Origin of the sequence: Flavobacterium enshiense (assembly GCF_040750275.1) — a bacterium.
In the GTDB taxonomy this organism is placed as follows: Bacteria; Bacteroidota; Bacteroidia; order Flavobacteriales; family Flavobacteriaceae; genus Flavobacterium; species Flavobacterium enshiense_B.
In genome coordinates, this window is sequence record NZ_JBDOCV010000005.1 from 358,261 (window position 1) to 374,253 (window position 15,993).

Genomic DNA, 15,993 nt, shown 5'->3' on the forward strand with positions numbered 1-15,993 from the left:
CGATAAATAAAAATTAATGGCTGCAAATGTAGTAAAAAGCTGGGTGAATTTAACTTTTTGAGCCTCAGTTTTTACAAAAGATTAAGGAATCAAACGTTATCTTTGCAGTCAACTTAAATTCTGTGAAAATGAATTGGATTTTACTGGTAATTGCCGGCTTTTTTGAAGTAGGTTTTGCTTCTTGTCTGGGTAAGGCTAAAGAGACAACGGGAACCACTTCCACGTTATGGATGGTAGGTTTTTTTGTGTGTTTATCCATCAGTATGGCATTGCTTTATAAAGCTACGCAAACTTTGCCAATCGGTACGGCTTATGCGGTTTGGACCGGTATTGGGGCAGTAGGAACCGTTTTAGTGGGGATTTTTGTTTTTAAAGAGCCTGCAGAATTTTGGCGTGTTTTCTTTTTAACTACGCTAATTGCTTCGATTGTTGGCTTGAAATTTGTGTCCTCACATTAAAGCCCTAAATCAAGCGTGAAAGTCAGTTTTAAGGAAATGTTGTCGTCGAAACTTGGCAAATGATAGTGGCCGTATCGGTAGAATCCCGAAAAACCAAGTCCCTTAAAAATATTATTCAATTCAAGTCCCGATTCAAAATAACCGTTTTCAAGGGTGTTGAATTCCGCACCTGAATGCCTTTCGTTATGCTTTAAAGTTCCCCATGCAAAGCGGCTTACCAGAACCGGTGTTGGTTTTACCTGCTTTAAAATAGGAATGCGTTTTAAGGCGTGTTTGAAATGTAAAGCTATATATTCTTCGGAGAAAAATTCGTTAAAACGCATGGTTTCAAAGCTGTTTTTTCCGGAGATGTTGATGCGTTGCAGTATGGCGTCTTTGTTTAAGCTGTTTGGGGAAATACTGTAAAGATGGGTAATAGGTGTGTCGCCGTAGGCAATTCCGAATTGAAACAATAAAGAGGTTTTTTGACCGTCGAGATATTTTTTCTCAAATTCACTTCGGAAGTCAAATTTTCCAAAACCGATGTCGTTGCCAAAAAATCCCGGTAACGTTTGCGAGAACTGAAAGGCAAATTTCGGGAATCGTTTTTCGGTTTCAATACGTCCGTTCGGGGTTTGCATGTATACGCTAAAAGGATTCCATTGTACGGAAGCAGTTGCCAGCGTGATGTTGAAATCGGTAAAGGTCTTGTCGCCCACTGTAAAAACATAATTGAATTTTGGCGTGATGTGACTTTGTGACAATTGCCAGATACTTTCTGTTTTTGGAATCAGACGCGTTTCAATATAACCTTTCCAGGTTTGGTGACTGTAGAAAGTGGTTAAGTTAAGCGGCCGCGGATCGTACAAGCGGAATTTGCGTTTGTCTACTTCGTAAGACGTGCTGGCAATTTCCCGAATGTCGTCGGTATACGAAACCCCTACCCACGAATTGGAAAAATTTCCCAATCGGACAGCGCCACCCAAACTGTATTTGAAGGCGTCATCCTTGAGACCGTAGGCACCATAACCCTCGATTCGGAATAGTCTGGAAAATTTATCGTTGGTAATGCCGCCGACTCCAAAGCGGAAACCTTCATAATTATTGTATTTAATGAGATAACGCAAATCGAAATCGATCGGTCCCACCGGAAAAAAACCGTTGATTACTTTTCTTCCCAGCAATATTTTTTGTTCGTAACGTTCCTTGGTAACCAAACTGTCCAATGTGGAATAGGTTTCAATGCTTCGAACGTCCAAGCTGTCTTTTCGGTAGGGAATCCAGAAGTGTTCGTTGCGGGAAATAGCTTCTTCTTTAACTTCAATGCCAACATACTGATGTCGGATGCTAACTGGGATGTTGAATTCCGTTTCTGAGTTTTTGGATTCAGAGAGGATGTATACAAAATCGGAGGCTTCTTTTTTTTTATTACCTTCGGTTGCGAGCTCTTCTTCCGGTGTGAATTTGATGGTTTCACCCAAAATTTTCAAATCACCTTTTTTGTTTCCTTTTACGATTTTGAGTGATTGCTTGCCGGGAAACCAAAGATCTTCTTCTTTGTAATACTCATAATGATTGATGGCGCTGATGTCTAATACGCCTTTTACGCGATAAACCGTTTTTGCTATGGCAAAGGATTGTTTGTCAATGTATAAAATGCCTTCCAGTTTTGCTTTTCTGCTCTTTTTTTTGTGTTTGAAATGAATCATGAATGCTTTTCGCGTTCCGATGAAAACAGTGTCCAGAATTTTATAATTGTATTGCTCCAGCCCTTCATACGAAACAGGGTTTTGGTATTTGCCTTCGAAAAGTTGTATACGGTTGTCGTAATCAGTAAAAGACTGCAGTTTTAAACTGATGTATTCGTAAATCGGTTGTTTAAAACCAGCCATTCGGGTAGCCAGAACAGTTTCTTTCATGCCCTGAGTCTGGTTGTATTTGAACTCGGAAACTTTTTCCGTTTGGTATAAGTGTTGTTTCTGGATAATTTTTTTGAATTTAAAACCGGAAGAATCTACTTTGAGTAGCTGCGCGCCTATTTTTTCATAAATAAAAACCGAGTCGATTTTTCCGCTGAGAGAATCAGGATTAGCCGTAATAATCAGTTTGTTGTAGGTTTTGAACCGAAAGCTGTTTAATCGTTTCTCCGGATTATTAATGTCTTTGTACAGTATGGTATTGTTGATAATTTCTAACGCCGGATTTTTGCCCACCACCAATTCTCCCAATTCCATTGTTTTTTCATGAAGACTGACGGAATAAAACTTCTGGTTGGTTTGCAGGGGTACGGTTTTAGAATGAAATCCGGTGTAGGAAACGATGAAGCTTCGGACATCAGTTGTGTTTTCAATCACGAATTTTCCATCAACATCCACAATTACTGTTTTTCCATTACTGAGATGAAGTGTAGCAAAGGCTAAAGGTTTCTTGTTGATCGCATTGACAACGATACCGGAAACGGGCTGTTGTGCATTGATTAAAATGCAGAAAAAAAGAAACAAAATTGAAAAATACCTTTTCAAATGATGGAGACAAATAGCGTATAAAGTGTAAATATAGAAAATAAAAAATCCCGATACAATCGGGATTTGAAATTATACTTTCATGATTTCGGCTTCCTTAATCACTAAATGCTCGTCAATTTTTTTGATGAAAGCATCGGTCAGCTTCTGTACGTCTTCTTCTGCGGTTTTGCAGATGTCTTCTGAAGTGCCTTCTTTTTCTAGTTTTTTAATGTCCGTGTTGGCATCTTTACGGGCGTTTCGGATGCTGATTTTTGCATCTTCTGCTTCCGCTTTGGCTTGTTTTACCAAGTCTTTACGGCGTTCTTCCGTTAAAGGCGGTACACTGATAATGATGTTATCACCGTTGTTCATTGGGTTAAAACCTAAGTTGGCAATCATAATCGCTTTTTCGATAGGTTGTAACATGGATTTTTCCCATGGGGTTACCGTGATTGTTCTGGCATCGGGTGTATTTACGCTTGCTACCTGTGAAAGCGGCGTTTGCGAGCCATAATAATCCACGTGCACGCCACCTAACATTTGTGGTGATGCTTTTCCGGCACGGATGTTTAAAAATTCTTTTTCAAGGTGTGCTACCGAACCGTTCATGGATTCTTTGGTGCTATCTAATATAAATTTGATTTCTTCAGTCATCGTACTTAATTTTTAAAGATCAAAATTAAACATTAACAGTTGTTCCTACCGTTTCGCCTTGACAAACTTTTAACAAATTTCCTTCTTTGTTCATGTCGAAAACGATAATTGGTAATTTATTTTCCTGGCTTAACGTGAAAGCCGTAGTGTCCATGATGTTCAGTCCTTTGCTGATTACATCATCGAAAGTGATTTGGTCGTATTTTACAGCATTGGCATTTTTCTCCGGATCGGAATCGTAAACACCGTCTACTCGCGTTCCTTTTAATATTACATCGCAGTCTACTTCGATTCCTCGTAAAACGGCTGCAGTATCGGTGGTGAAATAAGGGTTTCCGGTTCCGGCACCAAAAATTACAATTCTTCCTTTTTCCAAGTGGCGGGTGGCTCGTCTCTTGATATAAGGTTCGGCAATGGCTTCAATTTTTAAAGCAGTTTGTAAACGTGTTGGCATCCCGGCTTCTTCTAAAGCACCTTGTAAAGCCATTCCGTTGATTACGGTTGCCAGCATTCCCATATAATCTCCCTGTACGCGGTCCATTCCGTTACTGGCTCCGGCCACGCCTCTGAAAATATTTCCTCCTCCTATTACAATGGCAATTTCAACGCCTTTGTCATGAATTTGTTTGATTTCAGCAGCATATTCCGCCAGTCTTTTTGGTTCGATTCCGTATTGACGTTCCCCCATTAAGGCTTCACCGCTTAGTTTCAGAAGGATTCTTTTGTATTTCATTATGCCGTTATTGTTTTTTTTCAGTGGTTAATTGGAACTCGTTTCCGCGTTACATTCGGTAACTGTATTGTTTTGTGGTGCAAATATAATTATAATCTGTTTTTTTTAAACAGCTTCGTGAAAAATTATGGGTTTAGTGCGTTATATGATTTTTTAGCCGCTTCGTACCCGATCTTAAAAATGGCATCCATCTTAGTCTTGTTGGTTTCAAAGGTGCCGAATTTTGCCAACTCCTCGGGCTCGATTACCCAATCGCAGCTGTTAAATTTCTGGGTGTTGGAGTTCGCGGAAAACAAATCGAAAGCTCTTGCAGTCACGGCTTTTATGGAAGACAAATCTTTGTTTTCTATTTTTTGAAGAGGGCTTACATAAACCCCTATTAAAGTGTCGCAACGGCCTTGTAAAATGTCAGTGGGGAAGTGGTTCAGTATGCCGCCATCGCTGTATAGTGTGCCATTAATTTCATAGGGAGACATTACGCCCGGGAACGATGAAGAAGCCAATACGGCGTCAATCACTTTGGTGTCGGGAGGAAAAATTTTGAGTTTACCTTTTACTAAATCCGTTGCTGTTATATGGGTGTGAATTTTTAAATCGCCTATCCTGCTGTCTCCGAATATAGCATGAAAGTACAGTTTGAAGGCATCAGAATCAATAAACCCTGCCTTTGAAAAAGTGAAATGTTTCCAGTTGAAAAAGTAAATAGATTTGAAAAATTCCAGAATTTCTTGAGGTTTTTTTCCTTCAGCATACAAAGCTCCAACAATAGAACCTGCGCTGGTACCTGCAATGTGAGTTGGACGGATGTTGATTTCTTCAAGGAATTTGAGCGCTCCTGCATGAGCCAATCCTTTGGTGCCACCTCCGGACAGAATCAGGCCTATTGATTTCGATTTTAAGTCCATGGTCAATCTTTGTCATAAAAATACACTTTTTGTCCAATAGAATGTGACTTTTGTAGCGTTTTGATTTCTAAATTTTCAACTAACTTTGTACTACTAAACGTCATGCAATGAAAAATCTCATCGAAACCAGCATCAATAGCAGTTACAGTTATTTGGAATATCGTAAAAAAGTAGCCGATTTACTGGCTGAAGGGAAATCATCCGGAAACGAACAGTCTGAGGACTTACTACATTACAGCCAATTGAACGAAACGCGGATGAATCGTTTGGATAAAACCATAGTCGTGCCGGAAGAAGTAAAGCAAAAACTGAGGCAACTTACGAAAAAGTACGTATGGCTGGTGTTGGCCGAAGGTTGGTGTGGTGATGCCGCACAGTTATTACCTATTATTGAAAAAATGACAGAAATGGCAACGCATTTGGATTTGCGCATTGTTTTTCGAGATGAAAACGATCCACTAATGCAGGAATTTTTAACCAACGGCGCAAGATCTATACCTAAATTGATAATTTTGAATGCTGACAGTCATGAAGTTATGGCGGCGTGGGGCCCAAGGCCGGAAGCAGCAGCACGTTTGATAAAAGAGTATAAAGCCAGGTTCGGCGTGGTGAATGAAGAGGCTAAAATCGAACTGCAGAAATGGTATTTAAACGATAAAGGTTTGTCAACCATGGAAGAAATTATGCATTTGATGCAACAGATTGATTAAAGGAAAAATACGGTGCCTCCAATGCTGAAACTTTTTATGTTTTCGCGATCATGAATTGAAAATCGCATTTCGTTGTATTCCAAAAAGACGGCGCCTCTAAAAATTTTATCGGTATCGCCAATACCTACATTTATTCTTTTATAGGGTCCTGATAAACCACCTCGGCCCAAAGCGAAGACTTTTCCGTAGCCTAATTGGATATGCAAAATGGTGTCTTCTCCAATTTGCGGGCTGATTCGATAATTTAAAAAAATAGGGGTGGCTAGGAGTTTTTCGTCAAGTCGCATGTTGATTCCGGCATGAAAGCCAATGGCGGTCCATTTTTTATAATGATAACCGAATCCTGCTACCGCATTGATTCCGGCGGGTAATATGTCGCCTAATTCAGAATCTTCAGAGGCAGCGGGGTCGTAATAAAGCGGTAAGGCAATATCGATTTGGGTATACGTAATCCTCTTGCTTTCATTTTTAGGCAGCGAATCACTTGAGGTTTGTGCCAGGTTTTTAAAAGCAAGTAAAAGGAGAAAAAAAACAAAAAGGGATTTGAATTTTTTCATGAGGATAACTATTTAAAGTTATCTTCAAAGTTAGTGATTATTAATGAGTTGTCTACAGAAAATTCTCCAATTTTTGTTCTGCGAAGTGCGGTTAAATGCGCCCCTGAATTTAAAGCAGCACCAAAATCGTAAGCAAGTGATCGGATGTACGTTCCTTTACTGCATACGACTCTGAAATCGATTTCGGGAAGTGCAATTCGGGTGAGTTCCAGTTCCAGGATTTCAATTTTTCGCGATTTAATTTCCACTTCTTCTCCGGCGCGTGCGTGTTCATACAAGCGTTTTCCGTCTTTCTTGATGGCCGAGAAAACCGGGGGAATCTGGTCGATTTCGCCTATAAACTTCAAACGGGCTCCTTCAATTAGTTCCGGAGTGATATGATCGGTCGGGAAGGTTTTGTCAATCGGTTTTTCCAAATCATACGAAGGTGTTGTGGCACCAATGTAAAACGTTCCGGTATATTCTTTTACCATGCCCATCAGTTCCGGAATTCTTTTGGTAAATTTTCCGGTGCAGACAATCAAAAGGCCTGAAGCCAATGGATCTAAAGTTCCCGCATGTCCGATTTTGAATTTTTTGGGCAAATGCAGGTTTTTGATCAACGCCCATTTTACTTTGTTTACCGCCTGAAACGACGACCAAGTAAGCGGTTTGTCAAGTAATAAGATCTGTCCTTCCTGAAATTCTTCGGCTGTTTTTGCTAGCATTATTTTAGGGTGGTAAAGTAAATTAAAAGTCCGATGCCCACTATGATACGGTACCAGCCCCAAGGTTTGAAACCGTATTGTTTGATGATGCCGATGAAAAATTTAATCGCTAAAACAGCTACGATGAACGCAACAACATTACCAATTAAGAACATTTTTATGGTGTCGGAAGATTGTAAAATCAGTTCGTAGCCTTTCATTTGTGAATGTTCATACGTTTTGATGAACACTGAATAACAAGTTACCGCCAACATCGTTGGAACCGCCAAAAAGAAGGAAAACTCTGCCGCAGCATGTCGCGTTAAGCCTTGTTGCATCCCACCAATAATGGATGCAGCGGAACGGCTCGTGCCCGGCATCATGGCCAAACATTGCCAAAAACCAATGATTACGGCTTTTTTGATGGAAATGTCTTCTTCGTGTGCTACCGTTGGATTTTTGAATCGGCTGTCAATAAAAAGTAAAATGACACCACCGACGATCAAAACGATAGCGATAGGAATCGGATTGCCTAAAACAGCTTCTATTTTATCATCGAAAAATTTGCCTAAAACCAAAGCGGGAATTACGGCACAAGCCAATTTGATGAAAAAATTCATCTTGCTGAAATCGAAAAACTTCTTCCAATATAAAGCGACAACCGCTAAAATGGCACCAAATTGAATGGAAACCTGAAAAAGTTTAACAAAGTCGTCTTCCTGAATCCCGAAATAGGAACTGGCAAAAACCATGTGTCCGGTAGAAGAAACGGGTAGGTATTCGGTCAATCCTTCAATAATGGCAATAATCAGGGCCTGAAATAAATCCATGAGCGAGTTGCAAAGTTACAAAGCGACTGAGTTACAAAGTTTAAAACTAAGAAACCAAAGTACTCGGAAACTGTATTTAGTTACTTTTTTTAAATATTGAATAAATGACAACGCCAAAACCGATTAAAACCACTGTTGGCGCCAAACGGATTCTGCGGAAGTTGAAAATGTCTTCACTGAAAACATTCGGATCGTCACTGCCGCCACCGGACATTAAAATAAAGCCCACAGCAATAACGGCTATACCTATTAAAAGTACTTTATAGTTAATGCTTTCAAAGAGAAAGTCCGGTTTTTGTTTGTTTTCCATAATGCTGGCTTTTAAGGTCTTTAATTAATATAAATCGTCCGTTTTTAAGTTTAAGAAACGTTGCGTAGCAAAGAAGGTGCTGATCCAAGTGATAATAATCCCCACCACTAAAATTCCTAAGGAAATAATAGCCATCGATACGTAATCTTCCGCAATGCCTAAGCTTGGAAACAAACCGTCTACATAAAATGTCAACGCAATAAGCGCAATTACCGCTAATCCGGAACCGATTAACCCCAAACGGATACTTCTCCAGATAAATGGTTTACGGATGAATGATTTGGTGGCGCCCACCATTTGCATAGTTTTAATGATAAAACGGTTGGAATATACAGATAAACGAAGTGAACTGTTAATCAATAGCATCGAAATAACGCCAAAAACACTGCTGATTATCAAAATCCAGAAACTGATTTTCTTAATGTTTTCATTGGCCAATTCCACCAAACGTTTGTCGTAAATTACTTCCGACACCATATCGTTGGTTTTGATATCGCTTTCAATCTGTTTGATTTTAGCAGCTTCTACATATTCTCCTTTTAAGTGAATGTCGAATGAGTTCGGTAGCGGGTTCATACCTAAAAATTCCAAAAAGTCTTCCCCAACAATGTCTTTGTTGTTCTTTGCCGCATCGTCTTTGGATACAAAAATGTAGTCTTTTACGTACTTCGAACCTTTCAGTTTGGCATCGAAAGCTTTGAGAATAGTGTCATTCGCTTCGTCTTTGAAGTACACCGACATCGGAATATCTTCCTTAAAACTGTTGGAGATTTTTTCAGAATGGATGACAAAGAATCCGAGTGCTCCCAAAAGGAACAACACTAAAAAAATACTTAAAACAACAGAAAAATAAGAAGAAATAAGGCGCCTTTTTTGAAACTTCTCGAATGATGATCCCATATATACTCTGAATTAAGCCGTAAAAATAATAAAGAAAATCGTTTTTCACCTTTATAACGGTCAAAGTTTTAACTTTCTTATAATATAATGTAAATTTGCATCCTTGAAAACTTAGAACCTTAGTTGCTTAGTGACTTAGAACCTTATAAAAGAAATGAAGTACTTCCACAACGAAATCGAAGCCAAATGGCAACAATATTGGGCAAAAAATCAAACGTTTGCCGCTTCCAACGATTCTGAAAAATCAAAATATTATGTGTTGGACATGTTTCCGTATCCTTCGGGAGCCGGTTTGCATGTGGGGCATCCGCTGGGGTATATTGCTTCGGATATCGTAGCGCGTTACAAAAGACATCAGGGGTTTAACGTGTTGCATCCGCAAGGTTACGATTCGTTTGGATTGCCGGCAGAGCAGTATGCCATTCAAACCGGGCAGCATCCGGAGAAAACCACCAAAGAAAACATTGCCCGTTACCGCGAGCAGTTGGATAAAATCGGTTTTTCGTTCGATTGGAGCCGTGAAGTACGCACTTCCAATTCCGATTATTATAAGCACACCCAATGGATTTTTATTCAGTTGTTCAATTCTTGGTACAACAAAACTTCCGATAAAGCCGAAAGCATCGAAACGTTAATTGCACACTTCGAACAAAACGGAAATACAACCGTTAATGCCGTTTGCGATGAAAACATTATTTCGTTTTCAGCTGCGGAATGGAATGCTTTTACCGCATCGGAACAACAAAGAATATTATTGCAATACCGATTAACCTATTTGGCAGAAACGGAAGTTAACTGGTGTCCGGCTTTAGGAACCGTATTGGCGAACGACGAAATCGTAAACGGTGTTTCTGAGCGTGGCGGTCATCCGGTCATCCGTAAAAAAATGACCCAATGGTCGATGCGTATTTCCGCGTATGCCGAACGATTATTACAAGGTTTGGAAACCATCGATTGGACGGAATCGCTGAAAGAATCCCAAAGAAACTGGATTGGAAAATCCGTGGGTGCGTCGGTAACTTTTAAATTGAAAGATCACAAGGAAACTATAGAGGTATTCACAACTCGTCCCGATACTATTTTCGGAGTAACCTTCATGACGTTAGCGCCTGAACACGAATTGGTAGCGCAAATCACAACGGCAGCACAAAAAGCAGCCGTGGAAGCCTATGTGGAAGCTACGGCAAAACGTTCCGAGCGCGAGCGTATGGCCGATGTAAAAACCATATCCGGCGTATTCACTGGAGCGTATGCTGAACACCCGTTTACCAAAGAACCGATCCCGGTTTGGATTGGCGATTACGTGTTGGCCGGCTACGGAACAGGAGCGGTGATGGCGGTACCTTGTGGTGACGAAAGAGATTACGCGTTTGCCAAACATTTCGATTTGCCGATCAAAAACATTTTGGAAGGCATCGATATTTCCGAAGCGGCTCACGTTGATAAAAACACGACCATTTTAGCCAATTCCGAATTTTTGAATGGTTTGAGTTATAAAGAAGCTACCAAAAAAATCATTGCGGCTTTGGAAGAAATCGGAGCTGGAACCGCGAAAGTAAATTATCGTTTGCGCGACGCGGTGTTTTCCCGTCAGCGTTATTGGGGTGAGCCGTTCCCGGTCTATTACGTAAACGATTTACCGCAAATGATTGCCAAAGAGCATTTACCGGTTCATTTACCGGAAGTGGAAAAATACTTGCCAACCGAAGACGGACAACCGCCATTAGGCAACGCTTCCGTTTGGGCTTGGAACACCGAAACCAATCAAGTGGTTAGCAACGATTTAATTGACGACGTAAAAGTATTCCCGTTAGAATTGAACACCATGCCGGGTTGGGCAGGAAGTTCATGGTACTGGATGCGTTACATGGATGCCCACAACGACAGCGATTTCGCCAGCCAAGAAGCACTAAAATATTGGGAAAACGTCGATTTATACATCGGCGGAAGCGAACACGCGACCGGTCACTTGTTGTATTCCCGTTTCTGGAATAAATTTTTGAAAGATAGAGGGTTTGCCCCAACAGAAGAACCGTTTAAGAAATTAATCAATCAGGGGATGATTTTGGGGATGAGTGCGTTTGTGTATCGTTCAGAGGATTCCAAAACCTTGTATTCAAAAGGATTGATTGCCGATAAAAATGTACATCCGATTCACGTAGATTTATCATGCATCAATGATGTGACTAACGAATTGGATATTGAAAAATTCAAAGCACATCCATTATATTCGGATTATGCTAATGCTGAATTCATTTTAGAAAACGGCAAATACATCGTAGGCCGCGAAGTCGAAAAAATGTCCAAATCCAAATACAACGTAGTCAATCCGGACGACATCTGTGAACAATACGGTGCCGATACCTTGCGTTTGTACGAAATGTTTTTAGGTCCATTGGAACAAGCCAAACCTTGGAACACAGCAGGAATTACCGGTGTTTCAGGGTTCCTGAAAAAGCTATGGCGTTTGTATTTCGACGACAACGGTATCATCGTAACCAACGACGAACCAACCGCCGACATGTACAAATCGCTACACAAAACCATCAAAAAAGTAACCGAAGACATCGAGAATTTCTCGTTCAATACGTCGGTATCGCAATTCATGATTTGTGTGAACGAGTTGGCACAGCAAAAATGCCACCATCGTGCCATTTTAGAGCCGTTAGCGATTTTGGTTTCGCCGTATGCGCCGCACATTGCAGAAGAATTGTGGAATGCATTAGGGCATCAGGGTTCGATTGCTACGGTAGCCTTCCCGAAATTCGAGGAGAAATATTTAGTGGAATCGGAAAAAGAATACCCGGTTTCCTTTAACGGAAAAATGCGTTTCACGATCAAATTGCCATTGGACTTGTCCGCCGTGCAAATTGAGGAAATCGTGATGGCTGACGAAAGAACCCAACAACAATTACAAGGCAGAACACCTAATAAAGTAATTATCGTTCCAGGGAAAATCATCAACTTGGTCGGATAATTTTGCCAGAGATTCACAGATTGTTTGGTAAAATTGTAAATGCTTAATGACAAGTAATAAAAAAATCTGTGAAGCTGCGGTTTTATATAGTACATAAAGAACAATCCCAAATTCTAACAAGATTTTGGGATTTGTTTTTGTAACCTTTTTATAATTTTACGTATAATAGATAAAAGGCAAATGCCAAACTGTCACAATGTGGAAAATGGCGTGCAGTTTGCTGTGTCTTTAGTAATAAAACCCGTAAATAAAAAACAATGTTAGGATATTATATTTTATTAGGAGCCATCGCCTTGGCGAGTTTTTTAGTAAGTGCACGTTTAAAGAGTAAGTTTGAAAAGTATTCAAAAGTACATTTGCGTAATGGCATGTCCGGAGCTGAAATTGCCGAAAAAATGTTGGCGGATAATGGGATTCGCGACGTAAAAGTCATTTCCACACCCGGACAATTAACCGACCATTACAACCCGGTAAACAAAACTGTAAACTTAAGTGAAGCGGTATACAACCAACGCAATGCCGCCGCTGCTGCCGTAGCCGCGCACGAGTGTGGTCACGCGGTACAACATGCGCAGGCTTACGAATGGTTGACTATGCGTTCCAAAATGGTGCCGATGGTTAATGTGTCGTCAAGCTTGTCACAATGGTTGATTATGGGTGGGTTGATTTTAGGTTTCGGAGCGAAATCGTCCATCGGATTTTACGTAGCCGTAGCCGGATTGGTGTTGATGGCGATTGCAACGATCTTTAGTTTTATCACTTTACCGGTAGAATATGATGCGAGTAACCGCGCTTTAGCTTGGTTGAAAAATAAAAACATGCTAAGTCAGGAAGAATACGCAGGCGCAGAAGATTCCTTAAAATGGGCAGCAAGAACCTATGTAGTTGCCGCTTTAGGTGCTTTGGCTTCACTATTGTATTGGGCAATGCAGATTCTTGGAAGAAGAGAGTAAGAAACAACTATAAAAAGAAAATCCGTTACGAGAGTAGCGGATTTTTTTGTTTTGGAGCGACCGGTTCGGGATTTATCTGGAAACCCTATTCCCGCCATGCGCTCTACGCGGTGCCGCTCCTGTCGGGGCTAAACAGGAAACTGTATTTTCTTTTTGTAACTTTCCTGAAAACTACAACTGGATTTGACGTTCAATCTGTTGCTCGAGTGAAATATAAGTTTCCGTACGCGACACGCCGTCAATCGACTGGATTTTTTTGTTAAGCAATTGCATCAGATGTTCGTTGTCGCGACAAATAATTTTTATTAGAATACTCCAGTTTCCGGTGGTGTAATGGCATTCCAGTACTTCAGGAATTTTTTTCAGTTCTTTTACCGCTTCTTGGTTTCGGGCGGCCTTATCGAGGTAAATTCCAACAAAGGCCATGGTGCTGTATCCCAAAACTCTAGTGTTTACAATGAATTTTGAGCCGGAAATGACACCTGCCTGCTCCAGTTTTCGTAATCGCTGGTGTATTGCCGCACCTGAAATGCCAATTTTGTTTGCGATTTGTAAAATGGGTTTTCGGGCGTCTTCCATTAAGTCGCGAAGGATCTGTTTGTCAATACCGTCGATTTCTATTTGTAAGTGATTTAATTTCATTATTGCAAATTTGGAAGTTATTGTGTGTTTATCGGTTTAAATATAATGATAATTTTTTGTTAAAAGTTGAAATTTTTCAAAAGTGTAAAATTTTACGCATCTATTAATAAAGAAAAGTTACGTTTTAGGTATTTATCGAATCAAATTACACAGTAACCCCAAATCTGGTAAAATGAAAAAGCTTACTCTTATTACAGCAATGCTGCTGGCTGTTTCGGCAGGAACAGTCATGGCTACACCGGTCAAAACTATTGAAACGGTGCAGGAAAAACCGGTTTCCAAGGCCTCGGTTGAAAAGCAGATTAACCAATTGATGGCTACTTCCGTGGATTATAACGATGTCAAACTCGTAAAAAAGACTGCCTTGGAGGAATTGCGTGCCGATTTCATGACTTTTATTTCGAAAACCGAAGCGAATCTTGAAAGCGCAAAGTCAGCCTTAGCACAAAAAACTTCTCAATACAGGCAACTCCAGACGGAGCACCAATCTGTAAAAGCGCAGTTGAAAGAAAACAGTAAAGGAGGTGAGAAAATAACACTTTTCGGTATTGGAATGAGTAAAGATTTATATCATGCTATTATGTGGTCGCTAGTGTTGGTGCTTGTAATTGCAGTTGTTTTTTTAACCACCCGATTTAGGAAAGCCAATGCAGTTACACAAAACTCGAAAGGGTTGTTAAGGGACTTGGAAGATGAATTTGAGTCGTTTAAACGAAACGCGATTGAAAGAGAACAAAAATTGCGCCGTCAGTTACAAGACGAAATCAATAAACAGAAATCTGAAAAAAAGGTAGAAGTTAGTTAAAAAGAAAGCCCCGATTATGTCGGGGCTTTTTATTATTTATAACCTTTGTATTCTACTGGTTTTTCGGTAAAAATCACGCCGTATTCTTCCAGTTCTTTTAAAATAGGTTCGTACACTTCTTTCTTAATTGGTAATTGTACACCTGGGGTTTTGATGTTGCCGTTCAAAATTTGTAAAGTAGCCATGGCGACCGGTAATCCTACGGTTTTGGCCATTGCAGTATAAGTTTGATCGTCACCAATACAAACCATAGTTGAGTCGATTTGTTTTCTTTCGCCGTTTATTTCGTAACCGAATTTGTGGTACATCACAATCATGTCTTTGTCGTGTTCTTCCAATGTCCAACTGTCGGTAAGGATTTTTTCCAGAATTTGCGCCGGAGTAGCATTTTTTAATCCTACAGTTTTGTTCGGGTTAAATAAATCAAGTTCAAGCAATTTGTCCCACATCATATCATCCTGATCGATTTTCAGTTGGTGACGCAGTTTTATTTCTACAGAATCGGTAGGGTGGTACGGTAAAAATAAATTCACGAATTCGCGATAGTTCATGGTTTCGGAATCGTCAATAGTATACGTGTCATCGGTCATGCCTAACTGAACAAACATGTCCCAGGCTTTGGAATAACCTACACGACGAATTGTACCTCGGTAAACGGTTAAAGCATCATCTAAGCCATAAACGCTTCGGTATTTTAAGGAGTCACGGTTGGCATAGCCTTCGAATCGGCCATAGCCTTCCACTTCCAAAAATTCTGTTCTTCGGAATAATTTATGGTACGGAATGTATTTGTAAGTGCCTTCCTGGATGAATTTCGCTGCTCCTCCTTGCCCTGCCAATACCACGTTTCTAGGATTCCAAGTGAATTTGTAATTCCATAAGTTGTTGTCGGATTCCGGAGCTACTAAACCACCGCAGAATGATTCAAACAAAATAGTATGACCGCCATTTTCCTTAATTTCATCTAAAACTTTCATAGCACTCATGTGATCGATACCCGGATCCAATCCGATTTCGTTCATGAATACCAGATTGTTTTCTTTTACATCGGCATCCAAAGCTTGCATCGCATCGGAAATGTAGGAAGCGGTAACCATGTGTTTTTTAAACTGTACACAGTCTTTTGCTACATCGATATGCATGAAAGCAGGCAGCATGGAAATTACAATATCGGCTTTCTGAATTTCGTGCTGACGCTGTTCTACATTCGCGATATCCAGTTGAATTGGTGTGGCGTTTTTATGGTTGTTGGTCTTACGCTGTGCCAGTTCCAGGGATAAATCACCAATGGTCAGGTGCAGGTTTTCAGCTTCGGACTTGTCTAAAAGGTATTTTATAAGGGAAGAGGCCGAACGCCCCGCTCCGATAATAAGTATATTTCTCATGATTT

The 15,993-nt window shown here is 40.3% G+C and carries 16 protein-coding genes; 5 read left to right on the forward strand and 11 right to left on the reverse strand.

The features are described from left to right. Positions 1 to 128: 128 nt before the first annotated feature. Positions 129 to 458 carry a DMT family transporter gene (locus ABGT15_RS10805; protein WP_367231435.1) on the forward strand — a complete coding sequence of 110 codons (330 nt, stop codon included), beginning with the start codon at positions 129 to 131 and terminating at the stop codon, positions 456 to 458. Here the strand turns inward: ABGT15_RS10805 and ABGT15_RS10810 are convergent. The 4 genes from ABGT15_RS10810 to ABGT15_RS10825 form a co-directional block, all read right to left on the reverse strand. Then, positions 455 to 2,938, reverse strand: a complete 2,484-nt coding sequence (locus ABGT15_RS10810; RefSeq protein ID WP_367231436.1) for a DUF5686 family protein — start codon at positions 2,936 to 2,938, stop codon at positions 455 to 457. The two genes, ABGT15_RS10805 and ABGT15_RS10810, sit on opposite strands and share 4 nt — an antisense overlap. Before the next feature lie 93 nt (positions 2,939 to 3,031). Next, on the reverse strand, positions 3,032 to 3,595 hold the full coding sequence (gene frr / locus ABGT15_RS10815) for a ribosome recycling factor (RefSeq protein ID WP_367231437.1): 564 nt from the start codon (positions 3,593 to 3,595) through the stop codon (positions 3,032 to 3,034). A gap of 25 nt (positions 3,596 to 3,620) precedes the next feature. Beyond that, on the reverse strand, positions 3,621 to 4,328 hold the full coding sequence (gene pyrH, locus ABGT15_RS10820) for a UMP kinase (protein ID WP_367231438.1): 708 nt from the start codon (positions 4,326 to 4,328) through the stop codon (positions 3,621 to 3,623). Positions 4,329 to 4,453: 125 nt separating this feature from the next. Next, complete coding sequence (locus tag ABGT15_RS10825; RefSeq protein WP_367231439.1) at positions 4,454 to 5,233, reverse strand: patatin-like phospholipase family protein; 780 nt, start codon at positions 5,231 to 5,233, stop codon at positions 4,454 to 4,456. A 107-nt stretch (positions 5,234 to 5,340) separates the two neighbouring features. Between ABGT15_RS10825 and ABGT15_RS10830 the strand changes: the two genes are divergently transcribed. Beyond that, positions 5,341 to 5,943, forward strand: coding sequence for a thioredoxin family protein (locus tag ABGT15_RS10830; protein WP_367231440.1), 603 nt, complete (start codon positions 5,341 to 5,343; stop codon positions 5,941 to 5,943). Here ABGT15_RS10830 and ABGT15_RS10835 read toward each other — a convergent pair. From ABGT15_RS10835 to ABGT15_RS10855, 5 genes are all read right to left on the reverse strand, one after another. Continuing rightward, positions 5,940 to 6,500 (reverse strand): hypothetical protein, encoded by a 561-nt coding sequence (locus tag ABGT15_RS10835; protein ID WP_367231441.1) that lies wholly within the window; start codon positions 6,498 to 6,500, stop codon positions 5,940 to 5,942. The genes ABGT15_RS10830 and ABGT15_RS10835 overlap by 4 nt on opposite strands. A gap of 8 nt (positions 6,501 to 6,508) precedes the next feature. Next, positions 6,509 to 7,207, reverse strand: coding sequence for a tRNA pseudouridine(55) synthase TruB (gene truB, locus ABGT15_RS10840; RefSeq protein ID WP_367231442.1), 699 nt, complete (start codon positions 7,205 to 7,207; stop codon positions 6,509 to 6,511). Further along, entirely contained in the window at positions 7,207 to 8,016 is an 810-nt protein-coding gene (locus ABGT15_RS10845; RefSeq protein ID WP_367231443.1) for an undecaprenyl-diphosphate phosphatase, read from the reverse strand. Before ABGT15_RS10845 ends, truB begins: the two co-directional genes overlap by 1 nt. A 76-nt stretch (positions 8,017 to 8,092) precedes the next feature. Next, positions 8,093 to 8,326, reverse strand: a complete 234-nt coding sequence (locus ABGT15_RS10850) for a DUF3098 domain-containing protein (protein WP_367231444.1) — start codon at positions 8,324 to 8,326, stop codon at positions 8,093 to 8,095. 24 nt (positions 8,327 to 8,350) lie between these two features. Further along, complete coding sequence (locus tag ABGT15_RS10855) at positions 8,351 to 9,226, reverse strand: cell division protein FtsX (protein ID WP_367231445.1); 876 nt, start codon at positions 9,224 to 9,226, stop codon at positions 8,351 to 8,353. 154 nt (positions 9,227 to 9,380) lie between these two features. Between ABGT15_RS10855 and leuS the strand changes: the two genes are divergently transcribed. Together leuS and ABGT15_RS10865 are read left to right on the forward strand one after the other, a co-directional pair. Then, positions 9,381 to 12,203: a leucine--tRNA ligase gene (gene leuS, locus ABGT15_RS10860; protein ID WP_367231446.1), complete on the forward strand. Its 2,823-nt coding sequence runs from the start codon at positions 9,381 to 9,383 to the stop codon at positions 12,201 to 12,203. Between the two features lie 257 nt (positions 12,204 to 12,460). Next, on the forward strand, positions 12,461 to 13,156 hold the full coding sequence (locus tag ABGT15_RS10865) for a zinc metallopeptidase (RefSeq protein WP_367231447.1): 696 nt from the start codon (positions 12,461 to 12,463) through the stop codon (positions 13,154 to 13,156). A 171-nt stretch (positions 13,157 to 13,327) separates the two neighbouring features. Here the strand turns inward: ABGT15_RS10865 and ABGT15_RS10870 are convergent, their stop codons facing one another. Then, the gene (locus ABGT15_RS10870) at positions 13,328 to 13,798 is read right to left on the reverse strand and encodes an Lrp/AsnC family transcriptional regulator (RefSeq protein WP_367231448.1); all 471 of its coding nucleotides are present in this window, start codon (positions 13,796 to 13,798) and stop codon (positions 13,328 to 13,330) included. 172 nt (positions 13,799 to 13,970) lie between these two features. On the opposite strand from ABGT15_RS10870, the gene ABGT15_RS10875 reads away from it, so the two are divergent. Next, entirely contained in the window at positions 13,971 to 14,603 is a 633-nt protein-coding gene (locus tag ABGT15_RS10875; protein WP_367231449.1) for a hypothetical protein, read from the forward strand. Positions 14,604 to 14,635: 32 nt separating this feature from the next. Here the strand turns inward: ABGT15_RS10875 and ABGT15_RS10880 are convergent, their stop codons facing one another. Beyond that, positions 14,636 to 15,988, reverse strand: coding sequence for a saccharopine dehydrogenase family protein (locus tag ABGT15_RS10880; protein WP_367231451.1), 1,353 nt, complete (start codon positions 15,986 to 15,988; stop codon positions 14,636 to 14,638). Positions 15,989 to 15,993 lie beyond the last annotated feature (5 nt).